20 protein-coding genes and 1 pseudogene are annotated in these 22,163 nt (G+C 60.8%); 10 read left to right on the top strand and 11 right to left on the bottom strand.

Annotated elements, in window-relative coordinates:
* The first annotated feature begins 205 nt into the window (after window positions 1-205).
* Genes GC1_RS06640 through GC1_RS22390 form a run of 3 tightly spaced genes read left to right on the top strand, consistent with a single transcriptional unit; the run spans window position 206 to window position 1,441 of the window.
* Complete coding sequence (locus GC1_RS06640; RefSeq protein WP_036761687.1) at window positions 206-502, top strand: transposase; 297 nt, start codon at window positions 206-208, stop codon at window positions 500-502.
* Window positions 499-1,035, top strand: a complete 537-nt coding sequence (locus GC1_RS22395; protein ID WP_082024003.1) for an IS3 family transposase — start codon at window positions 499-501, stop codon at window positions 1,033-1,035. Before GC1_RS06640 ends, GC1_RS22395 begins: the two co-directional genes overlap by 4 nt.
* Window positions 941-1,441 carry an IS3 family transposase gene (locus GC1_RS22390; protein ID WP_337589011.1) on the top strand — a complete coding sequence of 167 codons (501 nt, stop codon included), beginning with the start codon at window positions 941-943 and terminating at the stop codon, window positions 1,439-1,441. The genes GC1_RS22395 and GC1_RS22390 overlap by 95 nt, the downstream gene beginning before the upstream one ends.
* A 406-nt stretch (window positions 1,442-1,847) precedes the next feature.
* On the opposite strand, the gene GC1_RS06630 is transcribed toward GC1_RS22390, so the two are convergent.
* From GC1_RS06630 to GC1_RS06615, 4 genes are read right to left on the bottom strand one after another with little or no spacing between them, the layout of a single operon-like run.
* On the bottom strand, window positions 1,848-3,086 hold the full coding sequence (locus GC1_RS06630; protein WP_019294405.1) for an NAD(P)/FAD-dependent oxidoreductase: 1,239 nt from the start codon (window positions 3,084-3,086) through the stop codon (window positions 1,848-1,850).
* The gene (locus tag GC1_RS06625) at window positions 3,086-4,105 is read right to left on the bottom strand and encodes an Ldh family oxidoreductase (RefSeq protein WP_029204619.1); all 1,020 of its coding nucleotides are present in this window, start codon (window positions 4,103-4,105) and stop codon (window positions 3,086-3,088) included. Before GC1_RS06625 ends, GC1_RS06630 begins: the two co-directional genes overlap by 1 nt.
* Before the next feature lie 56 nt (window positions 4,106-4,161).
* A complete protein-coding gene (locus tag GC1_RS06620; RefSeq protein WP_019294407.1) occupies window positions 4,162-5,688 on the bottom strand; it encodes a trimethylamine methyltransferase family protein in 1,527 nt (508 codons plus the stop codon).
* A gap of 26 nt (window positions 5,689-5,714) precedes the next feature.
* Window positions 5,715-8,144: a GcvT family protein gene (locus tag GC1_RS06615; protein ID WP_019294408.1), complete on the bottom strand. Its 2,430-nt coding sequence runs from the start codon at window positions 8,142-8,144 to the stop codon at window positions 5,715-5,717.
* Window positions 8,145-8,403: 259 nt separating this feature from the next.
* Here GC1_RS06615 and GC1_RS06610 point away from each other — a divergent pair, with 259 nt between their 5' ends.
* A complete protein-coding gene (locus GC1_RS06610) occupies window positions 8,404-9,267 on the top strand; it encodes a LysR substrate-binding domain-containing protein (protein ID WP_199275858.1) in 864 nt (287 codons plus the stop codon).
* A 205-nt stretch (window positions 9,268-9,472) separates the two neighbouring features.
* Here GC1_RS06610 and GC1_RS06605 read toward each other — a convergent pair whose 3' ends face one another.
* The 4 genes and pseudogenes from GC1_RS06605 to GC1_RS22095 form a co-directional block, all read right to left on the bottom strand.
* Window positions 9,473-9,703: a helix-turn-helix domain-containing protein gene (locus tag GC1_RS06605; RefSeq protein WP_152612192.1), complete on the bottom strand. Its 231-nt coding sequence runs from the start codon at window positions 9,701-9,703 to the stop codon at window positions 9,473-9,475.
* Window positions 9,704-9,875: 172 nt separating this feature from the next.
* The gene (locus GC1_RS06600; RefSeq protein WP_019294411.1) at window positions 9,876-11,372 is read right to left on the bottom strand and encodes an ATP-binding protein; all 1,497 of its coding nucleotides are present in this window, start codon (window positions 11,370-11,372) and stop codon (window positions 9,876-9,878) included.
* A 7-nt stretch (window positions 11,373-11,379) separates the two neighbouring features.
* Complete coding sequence (locus GC1_RS06595; protein ID WP_082020150.1) at window positions 11,380-12,354, bottom strand: phosphate/phosphite/phosphonate ABC transporter substrate-binding protein; 975 nt, start codon at window positions 12,352-12,354, stop codon at window positions 11,380-11,382.
* A 416-nt stretch (window positions 12,355-12,770) separates the two neighbouring features.
* Window positions 12,771-13,043, bottom strand: a pseudogene (locus tag GC1_RS22095) (transposase); the annotation flags it as partial.
* Between the two features lie 244 nt (window positions 13,044-13,287).
* Between GC1_RS22095 and GC1_RS06585 the strand changes: the two are divergent.
* The 5 genes from GC1_RS06585 to GC1_RS06570 all read left to right on the top strand — a co-directional run bounded on the left by GC1_RS06585 (window position 13,288) and on the right by GC1_RS06570 (window position 17,927).
* The gene (locus GC1_RS06585; protein ID WP_199275857.1) at window positions 13,288-14,205 is read left to right on the top strand and encodes an FAD-dependent oxidoreductase; all 918 of its coding nucleotides are present in this window, start codon (window positions 13,288-13,290) and stop codon (window positions 14,203-14,205) included.
* Window positions 14,202-14,345: a hypothetical protein gene (locus GC1_RS23005; protein ID WP_019294415.1), complete on the top strand. Its 144-nt coding sequence runs from the start codon at window positions 14,202-14,204 to the stop codon at window positions 14,343-14,345. The genes GC1_RS06585 and GC1_RS23005 overlap by 4 nt, the downstream gene beginning before the upstream one ends.
* A gap of 78 nt (window positions 14,346-14,423) precedes the next feature.
* Window positions 14,424-15,518, top strand: coding sequence for an alcohol dehydrogenase family protein (locus tag GC1_RS06580; RefSeq protein ID WP_019294416.1), 1,095 nt, complete (start codon window positions 14,424-14,426; stop codon window positions 15,516-15,518).
* Window positions 15,515-16,633 carry a mandelate racemase/muconate lactonizing enzyme family protein gene (locus GC1_RS06575; RefSeq protein ID WP_019294417.1) on the top strand — a complete coding sequence of 373 codons (1,119 nt, stop codon included), beginning with the start codon at window positions 15,515-15,517 and terminating at the stop codon, window positions 16,631-16,633. The genes GC1_RS06580 and GC1_RS06575 overlap by 4 nt, the downstream gene beginning before the upstream one ends.
* A 172-nt stretch (window positions 16,634-16,805) precedes the next feature.
* The gene (locus GC1_RS06570; RefSeq protein WP_019294418.1) at window positions 16,806-17,927 is read left to right on the top strand and encodes a mandelate racemase/muconate lactonizing enzyme family protein; all 1,122 of its coding nucleotides are present in this window, start codon (window positions 16,806-16,808) and stop codon (window positions 17,925-17,927) included.
* 164 nt (window positions 17,928-18,091) lie between these two features.
* Here the strand turns inward: GC1_RS06570 and GC1_RS06565 are convergent, their stop codons facing one another.
* From GC1_RS06565 to GC1_RS06555, 3 genes are read right to left on the bottom strand one after another with little or no spacing between them, the layout of a single operon-like run.
* Window positions 18,092-19,291 carry a Coenzyme F420 hydrogenase/dehydrogenase, beta subunit C-terminal domain gene (locus GC1_RS06565; protein ID WP_019294419.1) on the bottom strand — a complete coding sequence of 400 codons (1,200 nt, stop codon included), beginning with the start codon at window positions 19,289-19,291 and terminating at the stop codon, window positions 18,092-18,094.
* Window positions 19,292-19,309: 18 nt separating this feature from the next.
* Complete coding sequence (locus GC1_RS06560; RefSeq protein ID WP_019294420.1) at window positions 19,310-20,065, bottom strand: hypothetical protein; 756 nt, start codon at window positions 20,063-20,065, stop codon at window positions 19,310-19,312.
* A 2-nt stretch (window positions 20,066-20,067) separates the two neighbouring features.
* A complete protein-coding gene (locus GC1_RS06555; RefSeq protein ID WP_019294421.1) occupies window positions 20,068-20,904 on the bottom strand; it encodes a hypothetical protein in 837 nt (278 codons plus the stop codon).
* Window positions 20,905-21,009: 105 nt separating this feature from the next.
* Here GC1_RS06555 and GC1_RS22380 point away from each other — a divergent pair, with 105 nt between their 5' ends.
* Complete coding sequence (locus GC1_RS22380; protein ID WP_019294422.1) at window positions 21,010-21,924, top strand: LysR family transcriptional regulator; 915 nt, start codon at window positions 21,010-21,012, stop codon at window positions 21,922-21,924.
* Window positions 21,925-22,163: the final 239 nt, after the last annotated feature.

The raw sequence follows: 22,163 nt of genomic DNA, 5'->3' as shown, positions 1-22,163 counted from the left end.
GCGCCTCGATCCTTCCCTGGTCAATTTTTGCTGCAACTTCGACCCATGGCGGCTTTGAACGCGGCGAGGCAGCGCGTACTTTTCTGGATCTGCGGTATCCGGCGTGCTGCGAGCGCACGCAGCGAGAAAATCCAAGGTACAGTGAACTTCGTCCCTGTTCCCGGACAGCGGGGTAAATTACCCCTGTCCACGAATGGAGCATGGAATGGGACAATCGAGACGGACGTTCACAGATGAGTTCAAAGCCGCAGCTGTTGGTCGGCTTTATAAGCCTGGGGCCACACAAGGCGGTGTTGCCAAGGAGCTTGGAGTGACGAGCTCGCAGTTGAAGACGTGGCGCTTGGAGATCGAAGCGGCAGGATCAATGGCGGCGCTGCGCAGGCAGCAGGCGGATGCGGCGGAACTGGATCGTCTGCGGAAGGAAAACAAACGTTTGAAGCTGGAAAATGAAATCCTCGAGAAAGCTTCCGCTTTTTTCGCCTCAAGGGCAGCGAAAACATGACCGCGAAACATGCATTTGTCGTTGCCCATAAGACCCTTTATCCCATTTCCCTGCTGTGCTGCATTCTGGGGATCGGTCGCAGTTGGTTTTATGGTTCTACTCAGTCGCAACCAGCCCGAAATCAGCGGCAAAAGTTGCGCGACGACCGGGACGCAGACCTGCTGGCCAAGATCAAAGCGGCTTTCTCTCGAAGTAAGAAGCGATATGGCTCAAAGCGCATACACCGCGATCTGATCGCCGATGGGATCCATGTCTCCGAGCGGCGTGTGGCCAGAATAATGCGGGAAAACCGGGTCTCTCCGCGCCTGCACAAGCGTCGAAAGCCGCGCACCACAGACAGCAATCACAGCCTCAAACCCTCACCAAATCTGTTGGAGCAACAGTTCAATTGTACCGTTCCGAACCGGGTTTGGCTCGACCCTTCTCGTGACATTCGCGATGCGAATGCACTGTCAGGCAGTGGACATTACTTACGTCGATACGAACGAAGGATGGCTCTACGTTGCCGCCATCAAGGACATGGCCACGCGTGAAATCGTGGGTTGGGCCATGGACGATCATCTGCGATCCGAACTGTGCTATGATGCCTTGAACATGGCCCTGGGACGCAGTGGCCCCGTTCCTGGGCTCATTCATCATTCGGATCGCGGCGTGCAATATGCAGGCAGCGAATACCGCGCGCTGCTCGGGTCCGCGAAGATCATCCAATCAATGAGCCGAACCGGCGAATGCCTGGATAACGCACCAATGGAAAGTTTCTTCGCATCACTGAAAAAGGAACTGGTTCATCGGGAGCGCTTCAAAACGCGCGCCCAGGCAAAGGCTGCGATCTTCGAATACATTGAGGTCTTCTACAACCGTCAGAGGCGGCATTCAGCCATCGGCTATCAAACACCCGCGCAAGCGTATGAAAACATGGATTGGAAAAACGCTGCATAGGGTCAATAATCAAACTGTCCGGAAATCGGGACGAACTCCACTTTGCAGACGTCATCCACACAGGACAAACCGGACGTTCGCGGGGCAGTTGGAAAGGACAGCTCCCAGCTCAAAGCCGTCCTGCGGCAGCATGCCCGTTAAAGTGGAAGGAGCCATTTCACGAGCGGCGGTTAGATGGCAGGCTTGCGGAATAGCGCCGTTCTTTCGGGTCCGCAGTTCGAAGTGTCTAGCGTGAGCCAGGAGTTTAAACGTTGGACGGGATGCCTCTGAAGGAAAGGCGTTCCGGCGTTTAATAATTGCCAACCCGGCAAAGTATGTTGTTGGCCAGACCGGGGGGGGCGCCGACCGGCAACTGCCGCTTCTGAATGCGCCGCACTCAAGTCCGGCAATGCTGAATTGTCCGAACCTAAAACCGGTCCGGGCTGAAGGCGCTGATTTCCTCGCCTAGCCGCCGCCCTGCAATGACGTCCGCAATGATCCGTCCGGTGGTGGCTCCTAACGTCAACCCGAGCTGACCGTGACCGGCAGCAAGTGTCACATTGGCCAGTTTGCCGGTTCTCCCGATGATGGGGCGGGTGTCGGGAGTGAAGGGGCGGCGGCCCATGCGGCGGCTGCGGTGGCTATCCTGCAGCCCTGGCAGTACCCGGTGGGCGCGTTTGACCAACACATCGGCCCGGCGCCATTTGGGGGCGGCAGAGAGGCTGGCAAATTCCACCGTGCCGGCAACCGCCAGCTCGCTCTCGTAAGGTGTGATGCCGAACCCGCCCGCCGGGTAGAAAACCGTGTGCTTCAGATTCACGCCTGGATCCTGCAAACCGGTTGAGTAACCCATGACGCCTTCCAGGCGAAGCGGGATGCCCAGCTGCCTGGAGAGACCCTTGGACTGGGTGCCAGCCGCAATCACTACCTCATCGGCGGGCAGCAGCTGGCCATCAGCTGTTTGGACACCGGAAACCCAGGCGCCGTCGCGCTGAAAGCCTGCACAGGCCAGCGGCAGCACCGTGCCGCCGCGCTGCAGAAAGGTTTGCATCAGCTTTTCCACCAGCCGCTTGGGGCAGGTGACAAAGCTCCAGTCCCGCAGCACCGAGGCATATTTGAAATCGGCGGCGATGGCCGGATCCATCTCATGGGCTTCCTGCCCGGAGATGTCGTCAATGATGCAGCCAAGTTCGCGCGCCAGATCAAAGGCCGCGCCCATAGTAGCCTTGTCGCGCTCATCATCGAACAGCTTGATCACCGGGCGCTCCACCAGCAATTCCGGAGCGCCGATGTCCGCCAGTTGCGCCTTGAAGTCGGCTGTTGCAGCAAAGGTCAGCCGCGACAGGTCGGCAGCGATCGTCCGCATGCGGAAGGGCATTGAATTGGCGGTGAAGCGGGCAAACCACGGCAGCAGCCCCAGTGCAGATGCCGGGCGCAGGGACAGAGGCGCCTCGGGGTCCCGCAGCCAGCCCGGCACTTTCATCAGCATGCCCGGCTGCGACAGCGGCACAATTTCCCCTACGGCAATACAGCCGCAGGAGGCCCAGCTGGCGCCTTCGCCCACCGGTCCCGGCTCCAGCACGGTAACGCGGTGGCCCTCGGCCTGCAGCGCCAGCGCGCAGGAGATGCCGACAACGCCGCCGCCTGCGATCACCACCCGCTTCATCAGGCGCCTGCCAGCTGGTTTAGCTGCGCCAGCAATTCGGTGCTGACTTCAACGCCGTCTGCTTCTGCCGCCGCGCGTTTTTTCAGCCGCCCGTCGCCGGGCACCCGGGCGGCGCCATTGCCTTCAATTTCGGCGCAGATACGGGTGATGTAGTCGCCAAAGGCGGCATTTCCGAAACGGGACGGATCAATGGCAATCAGGGTGGCGCCGCCCTTGATGTTGAGGGCCCCGAAGGATTCACGCTCCTGATTGTCAACGGACAGGGTCCCGCCTGCCAAAGCCGCGCCCAGCACTTCGATCATAAAAGCAATCGCGGCGCCCTTGTGCTCACCAAAGGGCAACAGGCTGCGGGTTTCCAGGATGGCATTCGGGTCGGTGCTTGCATTGCCCTCGGGGTCCAGCCCAGCCGGCCGCGGCAGCTCGTGGCCCTCAGCCGCGGCCATTCGGATATCCATCAGCGCCACCATCGAGGCCGCCTGATCCCAGACCACCGGTTCACCGCCCTCGCGCGGGCAGGCAAAGGACATCGGGTTGGTGCCAAATACCGGCTTAACGCCCCCCTGCGGCACCACCATCGACAGCGAGTTGATTACCGCCAGCGCCACCAGCCCGGCCTCGGCCAGCGGTTCGGTGTCAAAACGCAGCCCCCCCAGGTGGTGGCAATTGGAACAGGTAAAGGCGGCAATGCCGTTTTCCCGCGCCAGGGCAATCAGCTCATCACGCGCGGCCGCCGCAGCGATCTGGTAATACCCGTTGTCCGCATCGCCGCGCAGCACGCCCGGCGCTATCTTTTCAACCGACGGCGCCGCGGCGCCATTGGCATAGCCTGAGGTGAAGCTCTGCGCATAGACCGGCAGCATCCGCAGCCCGTGGCTGCGCGGGCCGTCGCGCTCAGAGCAGGTGACGATATCGGCAATCACATCGCTGCCCGCCGCGTCCATCCCCGCGGCCACAAGGACAGATTTGGCCAAACCCCGCACTTCGGCGAGTGAGAGCGTTTTTGTCGAAGATGCGGTCATGGGCTCAAATCCTGTCCTTGTGTCGGGTCAAAGGGGCGCCTTGGCGCCCGCTCGTGTCAGGCTTGGTACAGCGCGCGCTTTTTGGCAACAAATTCATCCAGCTTGCTGCGCTGGTCGTCCGGCATCGGCGGCTGCACGTAGCTGTCCAGCATCCGCTGCGCCTCTTCGCGGCCCACCAGTTCCGCGGTTTTGGCGCCTTCTGCCTCCCACTGCTCGAAACTGTCGTTGTTCTGCAGCGGGTTCATATGCATCGGGTTTTCGCGGGTGTGGTCGGTACCCAGGAAATGGCCGCCGGGGCCGATCGCTTCGATATCACCCAGCAGCGCATCCAGGTTTTCCTCCTGCAGGCCGCTGAAGAACCGGTGAAAGTTCTCAAGCTGCAGCGTGTCCTGCACCCATTTCGAGTAACTGACCCCCAGCGCTCCCTCCAGGAAACCGGCCGAATGCACGATGTAGTTCGCACCGCCCAGCAGAACCGGCCACATGGTGTTGGCGGTGTCAAACCCGGCCTGCATGTCCGGCGATTTTGAACCGGTCCACATGGTGCAGGTCCGCCAGGGCACGTCGTAAAACCGCGCCATCTGGCCCACTAGCAGATTCATCAGCCCCGGCTCGGGCGAACCCATCATCGGGGCGCCGGTCTTCATCGAAACGCCCATGATCGCCACCCCCAGCACCATCGGCGCACCGCGGCGGATGATCTGGCTGTAGGCCATACCCGCCAGGCTTTCGGCAATCAGCAGCGCCACACCGCCCTGCAGGCTGGCAGGGGCCGAGGCGCCTGCCAAGACAAAAGGCGACAACAGGCAGGGCTGGTTGGCACCGGCATAGACCCGCAAAGACTGCAGCATGGTCTCATCCCAAACCAGCGGCGTGTTGCAGTTCAAAAGTGCTGCCAGCACCACGTTGCTGTCGACAAATTCCTCGCCAAAGACGATGCGCACCATCTCCACCGTGTCGCGCGCCGCCTGCTCCGACAGCACCGAGCCCTTGATCGGCTTGTCAGTCAGCGTCAGGGCCGCATGCACCAGCTCCAGATGGCGCTCGGGCACCGGCACGTCCTGCGGCTCCACCGGCAGGATGCCCGGAACCATCATCGACTGGCTCATCTGGCTCAGCTTGAAGAAGTTATGCGCATCCTCCAGCACCGAGGGGCGACGCACACCGTCCAAGTCATAGACAAAAGGCGCGCCATAGGCATTGGCAAAGACCGAGTGCCGGTTGCCCACCCGCAGCGAGCGCTCCGGGTTGCGGGCGGCATAGCCCCATTCCGATGGCACCGAGGAAATCAGCTCCATCAGCATATCGCGGCCGATGCGCACCCGCTCGCCCTGCACATCGGCGCCGGCGCGTTTCCAGTCGGCCAGCGCCACCGGGTCGCGGAACTCGATGCCGGTGGTTTCCAGGATCGTCATCGCCGCATTGTGGATCTTCTCCACCCCTTCCGGACCCAAAAGATCAATGGGGCCGACCCGGCGGTTCAGCGCGGGCAGATAGACCGGGGCCGGGTTGGTGCGGGCTTTGACGCGCGCAGCCCGTCCGCCCCGGGCGCCGCGCGGCGCCCGTGTGTTCAGTTCCGTCATGTCATGCTCCTGTGGCTAGGCCGGGATCAGGCCCGGGCGCGTGCGCTGGTTGGGTCGACCGCGCAGATGCCGATCACCTCAGCCTCGCGCAGCTCGTTGTGGACCATCACCTGCAGGCGCGTGCCCTCAGCGGTGAGTTCCTGCGGCACCAGCGCCATCGCGATGTCATGGTTGCAGTAATAGGAGAACCCGCCCGAGGTCACGCGGCCGACAAGCGTGCCGTCCTTATAGACGCTCTCATCTGCCATCACCGAAGTGTCGCAGAACGGCAGCTTCAGGGTGACAAGCGTGTTGTAACCGCCCGCCTCCTTCTGCCGGACCAGCGCATCACGGCCGATGAACTCACGCCCTTCCAGCGCCACAAAGCGGTCCAGCCCGGCCTCAAACGGGGTCATGTCCTTGCAGATCTCCCGGTTGATCGCGCGGTAGGACTTCTCCAGCCGCATCGATTCCAGCGCCTCCAGGCCAAAAGGTTTCACACCTGCCTTCAGCAGCTGATCCACCAGATGCCGGTTGTATCCGACCGGGTGATGCAGCTCCCAGCCCAGCTCGCCGGTGTAGCTGACGCGCAGCAGGTGGACGCCCTTGGCATAGCCCACCTCGCCCATCTGGGCGCTGAGCCAGGGGAAGGCTTCGTTCGACAGATCGTTGTCGGTCAGCTGCTGCAGGATCTCGCGCGACTTCGGCCCTGCCAGGGCAATCACGCCCAGCTGTTCCGAAATATCCTCCATCACAACCGAGCCGTCATCCGGCAGCAAGCGCGAGAGATAATCCCAGTTGTAGACCTGCCCGTTCGGGGTCGAGACCAGGTAGAAGTCGTTCTCGCCATAACGGACGATGGTGTATTCGCCCTCCATGCCGCCCTGCAGGTTCAGCGCCACGGCCAGGGTCATGCGGCCAACCTTGGGCAGCTTGTTGGCCATGATCCCGTCCAGCCATTTGGCGGCACCGCGGCCGCGGACGGTGAACTTGGTCATTGGCGACATCTCGATGAACGCAGCCTCCTCCCGGGTCAGCCGCACCTCTTCCTGCACCAGCTCCATGTGGTTGGTGCGGCGGAAGCTGTGCTCTGGGACGGCCTCGGCGGGCGATTTGGCAAACCAGCGCGGGAACTCAAAGCCGTTGAAGGTGGTCCAGACCGCGCCATGCGCCGTCAGCAGATCGTAGGACGGCATCGTCTTCATCGGCCGCGCGTTGGGGAAATCCTCGCCCGGAACATGGGCATCCATATGGGTGCCCCAGGTCTCACGCACCTTGTCCATGGTCCAGCGCTTGGAGGCATAGTCGCCAAAGCGGCGCGGGTCGATCTCCGACATGTCCATACCGGGATGGCCATTGACGATCCAGCGCGCCAGCCGCTCGCCCATGGTGCCGCCCCACAGGATGCCGCCGGGCACGCCCTCGGCCAGCCACAGGTTTTCATGGCCCGGCGCCGGGCCGCACAGCGGCAGCTCGTCCGGGGTCATCTGGAACGGCCCGCGGGTGTTGGCCTTGATGCCGACCTCGCCCAGGGCAGGCACCCGCTCCAGCGCGCGCTCCCACTGGGTTTCCACCGCCTCGAAATCCTCCGGCAGCAGGTCGGCGCCGAACTCGGGCGGCACGCGGTCCTCTGCAAACAGCTTGAGGTCCTTTTCGAACTCATAAGGCCCGAACTGGAAGCCGCCGACATCCTCGCGCAGGTAGGCGCCGTAGTCCTCGTCGCGCAGGATCGGGAACTCCGGCAGCCCTTCGGCGCGGCGCTCCTTCAAGAGCGGCACGGTCTCCGTCGTCCAGTACTGGTGCACGATCGGGATGCAGGGCAGGTCCAGCCCCACCCGGCGGGCGTTCTCGCGGGCATAATTGCCGGTGGCAAAGATCAGATGCTCGCAGGTGATCTCGCCCTTGCTGGTGGTCACCTTCCAATGGCCGTTGTCCAGCTTCTCATAGGCCTGCGCCTCGGTGTTCTGATAGACGGTTGCGCCCTGGTCGCGGGCCAGCTTGGCCAGCCCCATGGTGATGTCCGCCGGGTTCACATAGCCGTCCTGGTCATGCAGGATGCCGCCGCGGATGTTCTCGTGCTGCGCCAGCAGCGGGTGGATCTCCTTGATCTCCTCCGGGCTCACCAGGCGGCAGGGCACGCCCGCGGCTTCGGCGATGGAGATATAGGACTGGAATTCATCCCAGCGCTTCTGGCTGTTGGCGACCCGCAGCTGGCCGACCTGGCGCAGCCCGACAGAGGTGCCCAGCTTCTGCTCCACCTCGCCATAGATGCGGATGGTTTCCATCGTCATCTTGGAGATGTTGTGCGAGCGCACGAAGGTCACCAGGAGGCCCGCCGCGTGCCAGGTCGACCCCGAAGTCAGCGTGGTGCGCTCTAGCATCACCGCATCGCTGCAGCCATGCTGGGTCAGCCCGTAAAGGATCGAGGCCCCGACACAGCCGCCGCCGACGACCACCACTTTTGCATGCGACTTCATTGTCCAACTCCTGTTTGCGGGTTTCCGGCAGCCTTGGCTGCAGCGGCAGAATTCCTGACTGTCTCGCCCGGCTGGTGTTGATCCTGAGCCGGAGGATGATGCTGCATTCTGGCGTCATTCCCTCATTCGGCAATTGTAAAAATTTTCATCTTGGCTTAGTTTAATTTGCCCAAATGCGAGAAAAGATGCAGCCAGAAAGCAGCATTTTTGTCAGTAGGATAAAACCGCCTTGCCCAACCGCCCCTATGATTTGCCCCGGATGAGCTCCCTGGTCAGCTTCGAAGCCGCCGCCCGGAACACCAGCTTTAAACTGGCCGCGGCAGAGCTGAACGTCACCCCCGCGGCGGTCAGCCATCAGATCAAGACGCTCGAGCGCGAGTTACAGTGCAGCCTGTTCAACCGGTTTCACCGCGGCGTCGAACTGACGGAAAGCGGTGCTTACTTACTGGTCGCTTTGCAAAGGGGGTTTGAGGGGATCAATGATGCATTTGAACAGCTGCGGGCCCAGCACGGTCGAAGCTCGGTAACGATCCGCTCCAGCACCGCTGTCAGTTCCCTGTGGCTGACGCCGCGGCTGGCGCATTTCTGGCGCAGCTACGAGCATATCTCGGTGGCCCAGATCGTCAGTGATACGGAAAAGGCGGGTGGCGACTGCGACCTCAGCCTGCATTACAGCGATATGTCCCGCGACAGCGGCCACTGCAGAGCATTGTTCCGGGACCGGATCATGGCGCTGTGCAGCCCGCGGTTTGCCGATCAGCACCCGATAGGCAGCGTGGCAGGCATCGCGGAGGTTCCGCTGATCCATCTCGATTCGCTGGAAACCGGCGGCACCGACTGGCAGGGGTGGGCCCAGGCCTTGGGCTATTCAGGACCGCTGAAGTCTACCCACCGCGTCAACAATTATGTCATCGCACTGCAAGCCGCGCAGGACGACATGGGGGCCGTGCTCGGCTGGGAGGGCTTGACTGCAGATCTGGTCGCATCCGGCAAGCTGGTCAAGCTGCTGCCTGACACCATTACGGCACCGCTGGAGTTCTATGTCAAACTGCACAATCAGTCATCAGACCGGGCGCGGTTGGTTTTTGACTGGCTGGCTGGAGGCCACCAGGAGATGCGCTAGTTCTGCGGCAATACTCCCACATCGCAGTTGTGTCGCCGAGCGCATTCCGTCAGCCGTTTTTCCTTAGCTGAACTTGCAAGGGCCGCTTAGCGCCGTTCGCGATGCGCTGCACATGCGAGGGAGAGCCTGGCGGCCGGCGGCAGCAATGGGCTCAAAGATGACCAAGTGGGCCACTCCGATCATTATGTGTTCGGCCTAAGACTATTCAAAACCGATTGCGTGACAGCGGCTGTATGTGGCGACCCACCCAGGTCCGGCGGCAGCAAATGGACCACGTGGCCGCGTAACGCCGGACAGCATCATAGCCGCCGTTATAGACGAGGTTGGAGACCGTCGGCTGCGACATGCCAAGCTCTCTTGCCGCTAGGGTGAAGCTGCCATGCCTGGCCACGGCTTCCAGGGCCTGCAGCTGCTTGAAGCTGATCTTTGCTTTCATGACTTCCTCCACCTGCCGCATGGCTTTCCTAGGGACAATGGCAAACGCAATCCAAGTGACACACGACCCGCAGCGACCGGGTTCGTCGGCCAGCTCAGTTCAGCTTTTGGTTTCTCCGCGCCCCTGCAATGCCGCCCAGCCAGGCCAAGGCCTCCGGCCTTGCACACCGCAGTTACCCCGTCACCAAATCTTCAGCGGTTGCAAGGGCGCATGTGAAGGTGAACGTGGACCCCTTCCCGAGCACGGACTGGACCTCAATACCGCCCCCCATCAGATGCGCGAGACGGGAAGCGATCGCCAGACCCAGCCCGGTGCCGCCGAAATCCCGGGAAGCGGTGCCGTTAACTTGGGAAAACGCAGTGAAGATCTTCTCGAGACTGTCTTCGGGAATGCCCACCCCGGTGTCTGCCACGGCGATCCGCAGCTTCGCCATGCCGCCAGCAGTCCGGCCGGTGACTCTTATGGTCACCGACCCAACCTCGGTGAATTTCAGCGCATTGCCGACAAGGTTCACAATGATCTGCCGGATCCGCCCTTCATCCCCCAGGATGTCCTTCGGCACCTCAGGATCATATTCCAGCCGCAGCGAGACCCGGCTTTCCGCCGGATTGGGGGCCAGCATACGGACCACCCCGCTCAGAAGCTCCTCCAGATCAAGCGGCGCAGTCCGCAACTCCAGTTTCCCGGCCTCTACCTTGGAGAAATCGAGTAGCCCGTTGATGATGTCCAGCAGCGCTTCGCCGGATTCAGAGATCGTCCTGGCATACAGCGCCTGCTCCTCGTCCAGGCTGGTTTCCTCCAGCAGCGAGGCCATGCCCAGCACCGCGTTCATCGGGGTCCTGATTTCATGGCTCATTGTCGCCAGAAACTCGGACTTCGCCTTGTTGCCCGCTTCCGCCGCTTGTGTCCTTTCTTTTACCTTTTGCTCAAGCGAATTTGCCAGCTCTTTGAGCTCGGCATTGCTATGATCCAAGTGGCTCAGAACGTCGGTGAAAGCATCTGCCAAGCGGCCGACTTCATCGTGGCCGCACTCAGGGATTTTCCGCATGGCACTGCCCAGGCGGATACTGGTGGCAAAGTCCGTCAGCCGCTTGATCGGCCGGGTTATCCAGCTCGCCATGATAACAGCTGCTATTGAGGCAAGTCCGGCACAGACACCGGCCAATAGCAGGGTCAGCCGGATGTGCTTCATCCATTCGGCATCAAGCTGCGCGGTGGAATATTCCAGCACCACATACCCCAGCCGCCGGTCCGCCGTTGCCTGCACCGGTCCGGCAACCCGGATCACGCCGTCCTGCAGCGAGGTGACCCATTCAGCGCGTTCCCTGGCCTGCCGCAGATAGGGTTCGTTGAACTCCCTTCCCCGCAGCGGGTTTTCATCGGTTCCATCGGTCAGAACACGCGTGCCCGCATCCAGGATCATCACCCGCAAGGCACTCTCGCCGACCAGGACCGAGCTCACCTGCTGGCGCATCAGTTTGACATTCAGCTCATACAACGGTTCCAGAACCGCCTCGCCCAGTGTCTTTGCCAGCACCTTTGCATGGCGTTCGAACGCAGCAACTGATGCTTGGTGGGCCAAAGTTATCGAAATGGCCGAAACCGCCCCTGTAACCGCAAAGACGATCAAAACCGTGTAGACAACCAGTTTTGTCCTGAGGCCCGACATGCGAAACTCAATAGTCGCCAATCAGGGCTGTCACCGGCGTCTCAAACTCTTCCAGCATGTCCAGCGTTTGATCCGGTATGGCATCGAATTTCGTCGTTCTTTCAAAATTTTCCAGAATCCCGCGGCCTTCATCGCTTTGATCCATGTCGATCAGCACGGCCTGCACCGCCGCGGTGAACTCTGTGGATGCCCCAGGAGACAAACTGACCACATGCCGCGGGATACTTTCCGTCTGGACAAGCACGTCAAGGCTGCCGAAATCATCTCCGGCGCGTTTTTTCAGCCCATTCAGCGACATGGCGCCGGCATCAACCAGCCCGCGCAGCACCCATTCGATGGTGTTTTCGTCATCACCGGAAAACACATAGCCCGTGGCCTCCGCAGGCCGCGCCGCCCGCGGGCCGCTCATCGCGGTGAGCTGAACACCTTGCGTTGCAATCGTGTGCCGGGGCAGGATGTAACCGCTGGAGGAGAAGGCCTCTTCAAAGGCGATGACCCTGCCCTTGAGATCTTCCAGCGACTGGATGCCGCTGTCCCGGCGGACAAAGACTACAGACCGGTATTCGGCGACACCCTTTTTCCATCTTCGCGCCACCAAGCGGCTACCGCATTTTGCCCTGACCGCGAGCGAGACAAGCGGGCTGTCGACAAAGACATCGACCTCGCCGCTGCGCAGCAATTCCGCCATATGCGCAATGTTCCGGGCAATTCTGACTTCTCCTGCTGTGATACTCTCATCCTGCAGTTGCGCTGCAAGATATTCGGCAAAAGGCAGGAAAACCCGGGCTTCCTTTACAGGCTCGTCGCTGATCGTGCCAATGACCAGGTTGCGGGCTGCCGCAACATGACCAAACAGCAGGCTGAGACAAAAGCAGGTTAATGAAACTGCATTCTTGAAGCTCACAGGGCTATTCCTCTCTTTTTCTGCAGACAGCGCGGAGCAAGGAACTGAATACCGCAAACTGCGCAGCCAGGAAGGCAAAAAAACTCAATTTGTCTCATGGGGACACCCAAGCACAGAGGTTACACGGCACAGGCAAAGCATTCCTTAATTTTTTCCCACTGGCGGATTTTTCCTGCAACACTGGCCGGAAAACATCGCCTTCCCGTCAGAGCGGGGGGCGTCAGAGGTAGCTGGGAATACTGCGCCCTGACCGCTCCAGCAGCCAGCGAGCCACTCGCTTGGCAAGCCCCCAGCTTCAGCTCCTCGCCTGTCCCCACCTGCACCCCGCGCAGATCGTTGTTGGAACCGAACTCGATATTGCTTTCGGAGAAAAGGTAGACGTTGTTTCCAAGCGGCTGGAGGTCCCGGCAAATTCGATCAGCAAACGGTAGAAGATTAGCTTGGCGTAGCGCCGTGCTGAAAGAAGCCGCGACCGTAGGTCCGCTTCTTTCAAAGCGCAGCAGGTCCGGAACGGTGCCGCCTTCGTTCAAAACACCCATGATCTGTTCCCAGAGCCGGAACTGGCGGTAGACACTTAACCTCTTGCCGAACTCCTTAGTCAAATCGCGCCAAGAGACGCCGGTGCGGGCGATCCAGAAAATTCCATCGAGAACAAGGCGGTGTTTGGTGGGCTTGCGTTCGTACGGGGCTCAGACAGATAGGATTAACCGTTCAAAGAACACCCACTCCTCGTCCGGCATCAAATTTCGTGCCGAGCTGGTCTCCATCGCAGATACCAGCTTGAATTACGCTCAGCGGGTAGTGTGAATCCCTTTTGTCAACATGTCCTACGTAACGTGCGGTCTTCCGCAGCTGAGGGGTCAACTCGTCCAAATCTGACGAAAGCGACCTCAAAACAGAGATTGGTACATTTGTGTAATGGGTAATTCATGCTCATCCAAAGCATGTACATATGTGCCATTTGATGGTAACTTTGGTACATACGTAGCAGCAGGGCGCCTATCGAACCCCATGTCTCTCGAACAGGAAAATTGCGATGTCCAAAAAAAGAACCGCCAAGGTCGTCATTGTCGGCGGTGGCGTTTTGGGCTGCGGCCAGGCCAATCATTGGGTCATGAAGCCTGGGGCGAAAAAACGGTGCTGCTGGAACAGGCGGAGCTCACCTCAGGCTCCACGTCGCACGCTTGTGGCTCTTTCCGTCTGGCTTACACAGAAGACGAAATGGACTGGCTGCGACACACCTTGTCTGTTGGCCGCTCGCTTGGCTTCAATATCGAACTGGTCGGTCTGGAATTCATCGCCGAGAAACACCCTTACTATAACCTCGAAGGTGTCATTGGCGCTCTGTACACTCCAGACGACGGCCTCGTTGCCCCCTCCAACGTGACAATGGCGATGGCCACTGGCGCCCGACAAAAGGGAGTGAAACTCTTCCGCCAATTCCGCGCGACGAACATCACCCAGAACGACGCCGGTGAGTGGGTTGTTGAAACCGAGCAAGGCTCCGTCATCTGCGAGCACGTCGTCAACGCCGGCGGCACCTATGCACGCCAGATGGTCAAATGGTCCGATCTGCAACTGCCGATGACGTCGATGACCCACCACTATTTCGTCACCGAGGACGTGCCCGGATTCAAGGATCTAGACACTGAACTGCCGGTGATCCGCGACGACAAGTTGGCCTCGGGCTACATCCGCATGGTGCAAAAGAAGGGGCGGATCGGGATCTACGAGAAAGAGAACTCGAACTCCGTCTGGCACAATGAATGTCCCTGGGAATATGAAAACTGGCTGTTCGAGGCTGATTACGACCGCGTCATGCCCTGGCTAGAAAACTCCTTCGAACGCATGCCGATCTTGCCGACTGTGCAACCGCGTCGGTCGCCTACGGTCACTCCGTCGGCAAGATCCTCGCATTTGCCTTCGTGAAACTGCACGTGAATGTGCTGGGTAAGGAGGTTGAGATCATCGCCGCAGGTGAGCCGCGCAAGGGCCGTATCCTGAGTGGGCCGGCCTATGATCCGAAATCGGGGCGCCCACCAACCGACGCCGTTCACCAGCCGGCATGATCCGCAAGAAGGAGCGGCGAAGCTGCCGCTCCTTAACGCCGATAGAAAGACATATCAAAGAAAACCAGGGAGGCCGGGATGATCCCGAAAACGATGAAAGCAGTTGTGTTGACCGGCCACGGCGGGCTCGACAAGCTGGTGTACACAGATGTGCCGACGCCCCAGCCCGGTAAGGGCGAAGTGCTGGTCAAGGTCGGCGCATGCGGGCTGAACAACACCGATATCAACACGCGTACCGCCTGGTATTCCAAATCCGTCGATGCAGAATTGGGCAGCGGCAGCACCGATGGCTTCGAGGAAGCGGATGCCGGTGACGGCACCTGGGGCAGCGGCTCTTTGAACTTTCCGGTCATTCAGGGCGCGGATGTTGCTGGTGAAATCGTTGGCGTCGGGGAAGGCGTAGACGCAACGCGGATCGGTGAGCGGGTCATGATCGACCCTTGGCTGCTTGGCCATGGTGACTGGCTCAACACGGAAAACTCCGGCTACTTCGGATCCGAAGCCGATGGCGGCTTTGCCGAATATACCATAGTGCGTGCGGCCAACGCGGTTCCTGTCAACAGCACACTCAGCGATGCGGAACTGGCCACCTTCCCCTGCGCCTACACCACCGCCGAGAACCTTGTGCAGCGCACCGCGCCGCGCCCTGGCGAGACCGTGGTGATCACTGGCGCATCGGGCGGCGTCGGCTCCGCCGCCATTCAGCTGTGTCGGCTGCGGGGCTGCAAGGTGATCGCGGTGGCCAGCCCAGCCAAGGCGGCACTGCTTCTGGAACTGGGTGCTGCCATCGTCATCGACCGCAACACGCCCGATTTGGAAGCTGCAATCCGCAAGGCTGCCGTTGGGCTGGTGGATATCGCTCTCGATGTGGTGGGTGCGCCAATGTTCATGCCGCTGATCAACGCACTGCGCCAGGGCGGCCGCTATTCGACCTCCGGCTGCATTGCCGGGCAAATGGCGGAATTCGACCTGCGCCAGCTGGTTTACAAGGACCTGCAGCTGACCGGCGCGACGATTTGCCCGCCCGGCACCATGCAGCGCGTCGTCGGCATGATCGAGACCGGCGCCCTGAAGCCGCTTCTGGCTGAAACATATCCGCTGCGCGATCTGGCCGCTGCGCAACAGGCCTTCATGACCAAATCGCACGTCGGAAACATCGTGGTGACACCATGAAAATAACACGCATTCGAGTATTCAAGACCCCGCTGCCCTATGTCGGCGGCTCCTATGGCTGGGGGGCGGGCAACGCCATAACCACCTCGATGTCGTCGGTGGTTGTGGTTGATACTGACGCAGGGCTGCAAGGCTGCGGCGAGTTTGCTCCTTGCGGTGAAAACTACATGGTTGCCCATTCTGAAGGGGTGGAGGCGTTTGCCCGCCTAGCCGCGCCGCGCCTGCTCGGGGAAGACCCGCGCCAGCTGCGCCGGATCGAGCGGCTGATGGATAAATTCGTGCAGGGCCATGGCTATGCCAAGGCTCCTTTTGATGCGGCCTGCTGGGACATTCTTGGGCAATCCACCAACCAGCCGGTGTGGATGCTGATGGGGGGCAAGCTCACCGATGGCGCGCCGATGTACCGGGTTGTGCCGCAAAAACCTGTGCTGGAAGAAACCATTGCCGAGATGGAGCTGCATCGCGCAGCGGGCTACCGGCAGTTTCAGATCAAGGTGGGCGGCGACTGGGTCACCGACATCGACCGCATCCGCGACGGCGTGCCGCTGCTGAAACCGGGTGAGAAGGCAATGGCCGATGCGAACCAGGGCTGGCGTGTCGACAATGCCATCCGTGTGGCACGCGCGACCCGCGATCTGGACTTTATCCTGGAGCAACCCTGTCACAGCTATGACGAATGCCAACAGGTGCGCCGTGTGGCAGAGCAGCCGATGAAGCTGGATGAATGCGTGACGGGCATCGAAATGGCCCGCCGCATCGTGAATGACCGCGGGGCTGAGATCTGCTGTCTGAAGATCTCCAACCTTGGCGGCCTGTCCAAAGCCCGCCGGGTGCGTGATTTCCTGATTGACCATGGCATACCGGTGGTTTCCGAAGATTCTTGGGGAGGTCAGATCACGACCTCGGCGGTGGCGCATTTCGCCGCCTCCATGCCAGAGGAAATGCTGGTCAACTCGACGGATCTGATGAATTACAACACGCGCAGCACCGGGATCGGCGGACCGGCAGCGCGTGATGGCAAGCTCTATGCCTCTGACACCCCGGGGCTGGGCGTGACGCCGGACTTTTACAATCTCGGGGCGCCGGTTTTCGAGCTTGCGGGGCAGGCGGCATGACTGTCAGCAAATCAGAAGCCGCAGAATTCACACCGCCGCTTCCGGCCTGCAGCACAGCGTTAGCAGCCCACCTCTCTGAAATGACGCTGAGCAAAGTGCAATCCCATGAGGGGCGGTCGGTAGAAAACGCCGCCGCGGACAATCCTCAAATGCCCGCAGAGGAGACAGCAACATGAAAATCTCGCGCATTACAGTCTACCAGCTCGATTTGCCACTCACCAAGCCCTACTGGCTGTCCGGCGGGCGGCTGAAATTCGAAAAGCTCGATTCCACCTTCGTGCGCGTCGACACCGATGAAGGAATTACCGGCTGGGGCGAAGGCTGCCCGTGGGGCCATACCTATCTGCCGGCGCATGGGCCCGGCATCCGTGCGGGCCTGGAAACGCTGGCCCCGTTTCTGATCGGCGAAGACCCCCGCAGCCTTGGGCACATAAACCGGCTGATGGACGTACAACTGCCCGGCCACCCTTACGTGAAATCCCCGGTCGACATGGCCTGCTGGGACATTCTGGGGCAGGCCAGCGGAATGCCGCTGTGGCAGCTGATGGGCGGAGCCCAAGCCGCGCCGGTTCATGTCAATAGCTCTATCTCCACCGGCACACCCGATGAAATGATCGCTCTTATCCTCGAAGCGCGCGCCGCCGGGTACCGCACCCATTCTGCAAAGCTAGGCGGGTCCGACCCGCAAACCGATATCGAACGGATCGAGGCGATAACTTCGGCTCTGCTGCCTTCTGAATTCGTGACTTATGACATCAACCGGACCTGGCTGCCGGGCGTGGCATTGCAAGTTCTGAACACCGTGTCGGATGCCCGCAGCTGGATCGAACAGCCCTGCGAAACGCTGGAACAATGCGCCTATGTCGCCCAAAATGTGCGCCAACCTGTTCTGCTGGACGAATGTCTGCACACATTCGACGATCATCTGCGCGCCTGGAAAACAGATGCCTGCGCGGGGCTGAAGGTCAAACCCAACCGGCTTGGCGGGCTGACCAAATCCCTGCAGGTGCGCGATTTCGCCGTATCCGTCGGCTGGAAGATGCATATCGAGGATCTAGGCGGATCCGCCCTGGCTGACACCGCGGCGGTCCACCTGGCCAGCAGCACCCCGCCTGAGCATCACATGGACAGCTGGCTATGCCACTATCATCTGGGGGTCGATCCGGTCCCGGGCCAGGGCGCACGCAACATCGGGGGCAAAGCCACGCCACCCGATACGCCTGGGCTGGGCGTTACTCCCGACACCGGCATCTTCGGAAAGCCCGTCGCCTCATATGAAATCCGCGCCAGATAGGAACTGCGCACAGCACCAGAAGAAGCCACCGATGAAGATCGTACGCATCACTGCCTGGGAAGTCCCGCTGAACGATCAGTTCGGACCAAGGCGGACCTTAACACAAGCTGCTGTGCGGCGTACGCCAGTTTCATCGCAGGTCAAATCCTTTGGGCTGGACCCTGCTACGGAAGTTCTTCATGGAACTTGCCACAGCGGACACGCTGCAGGGTTCCCATCTCCTCCTGGGCATCGTGGGTGTCGAGAGCTTCCAGCCTTAGACCTTCATGTTCATATACCGGGGAGCCTGCGGCAGCCATGCCCCTGAGCCGAGCGGACAAGGCGTGTTTCTTGCGGACCTGATGCGGCTGAAAGGAGTCGAACTGGCGGGGGGTGATGTCTGCGCCGGCGGTCAGGCTCCCTGCTTCGCTCGCGGCACGGAAGAGCTGCTCGCCGGCCGCTGTCCGTGTGATCACCCCGTTGAAGCCTTCGTCATCGCCATCAGGGCTGGCATCCGGCCATATATCCGCGGCTGCTACATCCGCGGCTTCCCCCAAGGCATCGGGACAAATCTTGCAGCGGGTCTGGATGCGCCAGCCGCTTTCGTCTGCCCACATCTCGCCATAGGTTTTCTGAAAGGCCCGGCCATCGCTTGTTTCGATCCGGGTCAGCCCTGGGTTGCCATAACCGCGGTAGCGGAACAGAGCGATGTCATCCTCGGACAGATCGTACTCATCCAGCACGGCCTGCGACTTGCCCAGGTCCGAGGCCCCGCCGCAGACCATAACCAGCACCGCCACAAGGTTGCGGGTAAGCCGCTGATCGGTTTTGGCAAGCTCGCGCAGCGCACCGGCGTCGCAGGGTTTTGCGACCACAGCAAAGGGCGCATCCCAGTCAAGCGCAGCGGCCAGACCTGCCAGCGTGTCGCTCGGCCCATAGCGCGACCCGGCCCGATCCAGCACCTGCCCCGGCGTATCGCTGAGACACCACTTAGAACGCATCGGCGCCTGCGGGTCAGCCTCGCAATGCAGGATAAATTCCACCTCGCCGGTTCGCAGAAGATGCGCAGCCAGCGCAGTCAGGACACCGCCAGATGCCGCCCGGAACCTGGTGTCCGGATCAACCGCCCAGGCTTCCTGCATCCGGTGATAGCCGCCCCAAACCGTGTCCGTCCGCGGTGCGGCCTCGCTGATGGGGCGGGCGATCACCCCTGGACAGGCCTGCAGGATCTCCGCATCAGATCCCGCGCCTATCCTGGACGGGCGCAGGCGGCCCTTCGGCGTAAAGGCCATTTTCCAGCGTTCAGGCGCCAGCGCCTCGCACAGTCCGCAGCCGATGCATAGACCGGCTTCGACGACTTCTTTCACTGAACCGGGCTGCTGCATCCTCTAAATACTCCTGCTTTAATCTGCGGGTTGCAGCACACGTATGCGGTGCTTGTACAGGTGATCATAGTGCGGCTTCATCCGGCGATGCACCCGTTGGACCCATTCCGGCGTGTCCTCAAGATCGATGTACTTGCGCCTCTGCGGCGTCAGGCCGGTGGATTGGGCCAGGTTTGCATGAAACGACCCGCCGTCCCACCAACTGTGGGCAGAGGGGTCGCCACCCGCTTCCCATGTCAGCGCCTCTTGAATGAAGGGGATGCCAACTGCATCGCAGAAGGCCCGTGTCATCTCCTCCGGGTATTCCAGCAGATCGTCGCTGTCGACGACCGGCGGAGGTGTGCCATTCAGCGCCGTCAGCAGATCGAACAGGGCCCGCTGCTCGGGAAATCCCACTTCCAGCTCATCAAAGTCGGGCCACTTGTGGTGCATCGATGTGATGGTTTTGGCCGGATCGCGGATCAGGAAAGCATGGGTAAATTGCGACAGGAACTTCGCGTCCCACATGTGATTGATGTAGTGCGGAAAGTCCTTAAGGAAGACCGGACCCTTGCGCGCCCGTTCCCGGATATCATCCCACACACTGTCCAGTGTCAGACCGGGCGTTGTTTTTTCCCCCTCCCTGAACCGCGGCCACAGAGGGTCTTCGCCCTGATACCAAGCCTCACCAAAAGGCTCGTGCAGGCAATCCAGATCACCGCGCTGCCGCATCATCCACTCAAACGCGGTGGAGGTAGAACGGGGAATGGCCCAAAGGGCAACAATCTTATGCATGATCAGTCCTTCAAAGATGAAAGCAGGCTGCCGAGCGGGGTTTCCGGCGCAATGCCGAGAGTTTTGAAAATCTGCCAGTAAAGCGCGATGTCATGGCCGATGACCGGCTTGCCCAAACGCTCCTCCAGCGCGGCGGCATAATGGACCGGGCGCTGCGCAATCCCGTCCGATGGGCGGCGGTAATTGCTCATTCCGTTGATCAGGTAAGCATCGGCATCGGGGGCTTGCTCTGCGGTAAACTCAAATGACTTCCAGATCAGTTCTTCGTCGAAACACCAGATGCAGTCGTCGACCTCCTGCTGAGAAGCAAACCAGCCCTGATCAAAGAAGTTCCCGGCCCAAAGCACGTCGAACCCGGCCTCCTTCAGAAAACCCGCGGTGCCCTGATACCAGCTGGCAGGATGGTAGCAGGCATTCAGCGCCACCTTCTCGACATTGCTTGCACGCAGAGCTTCAACCATGGCGTAGCCGGCCATGTGAAACGGGGTCTCGTATTTATCGCTCAGCATTTCGCAGTGCTGGCGGATCCCTTCGACCCCAAGGCCGGAGGCATGCACCCAGTTCGACCCCACCTGGCCGCAAACATCGGCACCATTGTTCGCCATGCATTCCAGAAAATCCTCAAGCATGCCGAAGTTCTTTTTTCGCTGGTCCAGCCGGTGCGCATAATCTGGCACATGCAGCATCCAGCCGTGGGCTCCGACACTGCGCGGCGCCATGCGGAGGAAGTCCGAAGGGGCTGCATCGAAATCATGCGGCGGGCAGGTAAAGCCCACCTGGTGCGGGAAGAGCTTTACCTTGGGATCCGCCCATTTACGTGGTTTTTCGTAGTCGTCCATGCTGCAATCTGCCGGTCGGTTAGGGTGTCTTTCACACAGGAGCTTCCCTGGGATCCCCGCGGATTTCCATTGCTTTTGCGTCTATGGCGACATATCGAAACTGATATGCCGGAACGGAAATACTCTCTCCCCTCCTTCAACGCGCTGACTGCATTCGAAGCGGTGGCCCGCCTTCAGGGGTTTGCCCGCGCGGCGGAGGAGTTGAACACGTCACAGCCCGCCATAAGCCGCCATATCCGCAATCTCGAAATCCGCTTCGGCACACTGCTGTTTGACCGGGGAAGCTCACCCATCCGCCTGACAAGAAAGGGGCAGCAATTCTATGCTGGGACGGTACAGGGCCTCGACATGCTGCAGGATTCGGTCCGCGGCCTGGCGCGGACCGGGAATCTGGTCACCCTGGTCTGTTCGCATTCGGTTTCACATCTTTTGCTGATGCCGCGCCATGGTCAGCTGCGTAAAGCTCTGGGCCCGGAGGTTGAGCTGCGCCTGCTGACCGCAGAATACAACCTCACCCGGTCGGCAATAGATACTGGAGCTGATATCGTATTCGAGTACTCATCACTCCCTCCGACGGAAGAGCACGTCGTGGTTTGCGAGGAGGAAATCAAACCGGTCGGCACGCCTGAACTGATCGAGCAGGCGAAAGCAGCGCTCGAAAGTTCCTGTGCCCCTCCGCCGCTGCTGGAATTGAGCAAGGACAATTTCGGCTGGATGACTTGGCGGGACTGGCAACGGGCACATCCTGACTTTTCTGGCTGGCAGGTCAGAGAGAAGTTCGACAGCTACGTCTATTTGCTGGAGGCCGCTGCGGCCGGCGCCGGCTTGGGACTGGGTTGGCGCAGCTTTGCCGATTCCTATCTTGCCAGGGGTTCCTTGGTTGAAATGCCCGTGGATTGGCACTCAAGATGCACCCGGCTCTATGCAAAGCTTACCCGGTTCGGTCGGGGCAACCCGTCCGCTCAACGCTGCCTCGAGCTGCTTGAATACATGGCCGCTGGCATAGGCCCGAAGAAATGAAGGAAAACATTGCTGCGGGCAGTCCCAGGCCTTTTACACCCCCGGCGGCGTACCGGTTTTCTTCTGATAGCGCCCGTACGAAGTCCGCCAAGGATTAATTGCGCGCTCTGGGCGCCATCTACTTGTTCCGGGATGGTCCGCTGGCGCCGGTCGCACCGGTGGGTGATTCAGTGACTGTCCTGCTGCTTTGTCTGCTGGCGATCGGTTCCTATGTTCGGGATTTTCGCGTTGGGCTGGGC

The sequence above is a fragment of the Leisingera sp. ANG1 genome (assembly GCF_000203975.2).
Lineage (GTDB): Bacteria > Pseudomonadota > Alphaproteobacteria > Rhodobacterales > Rhodobacteraceae > Leisingera.
This window is presented reverse-complemented; position numbering and strand designations above follow the sequence as displayed.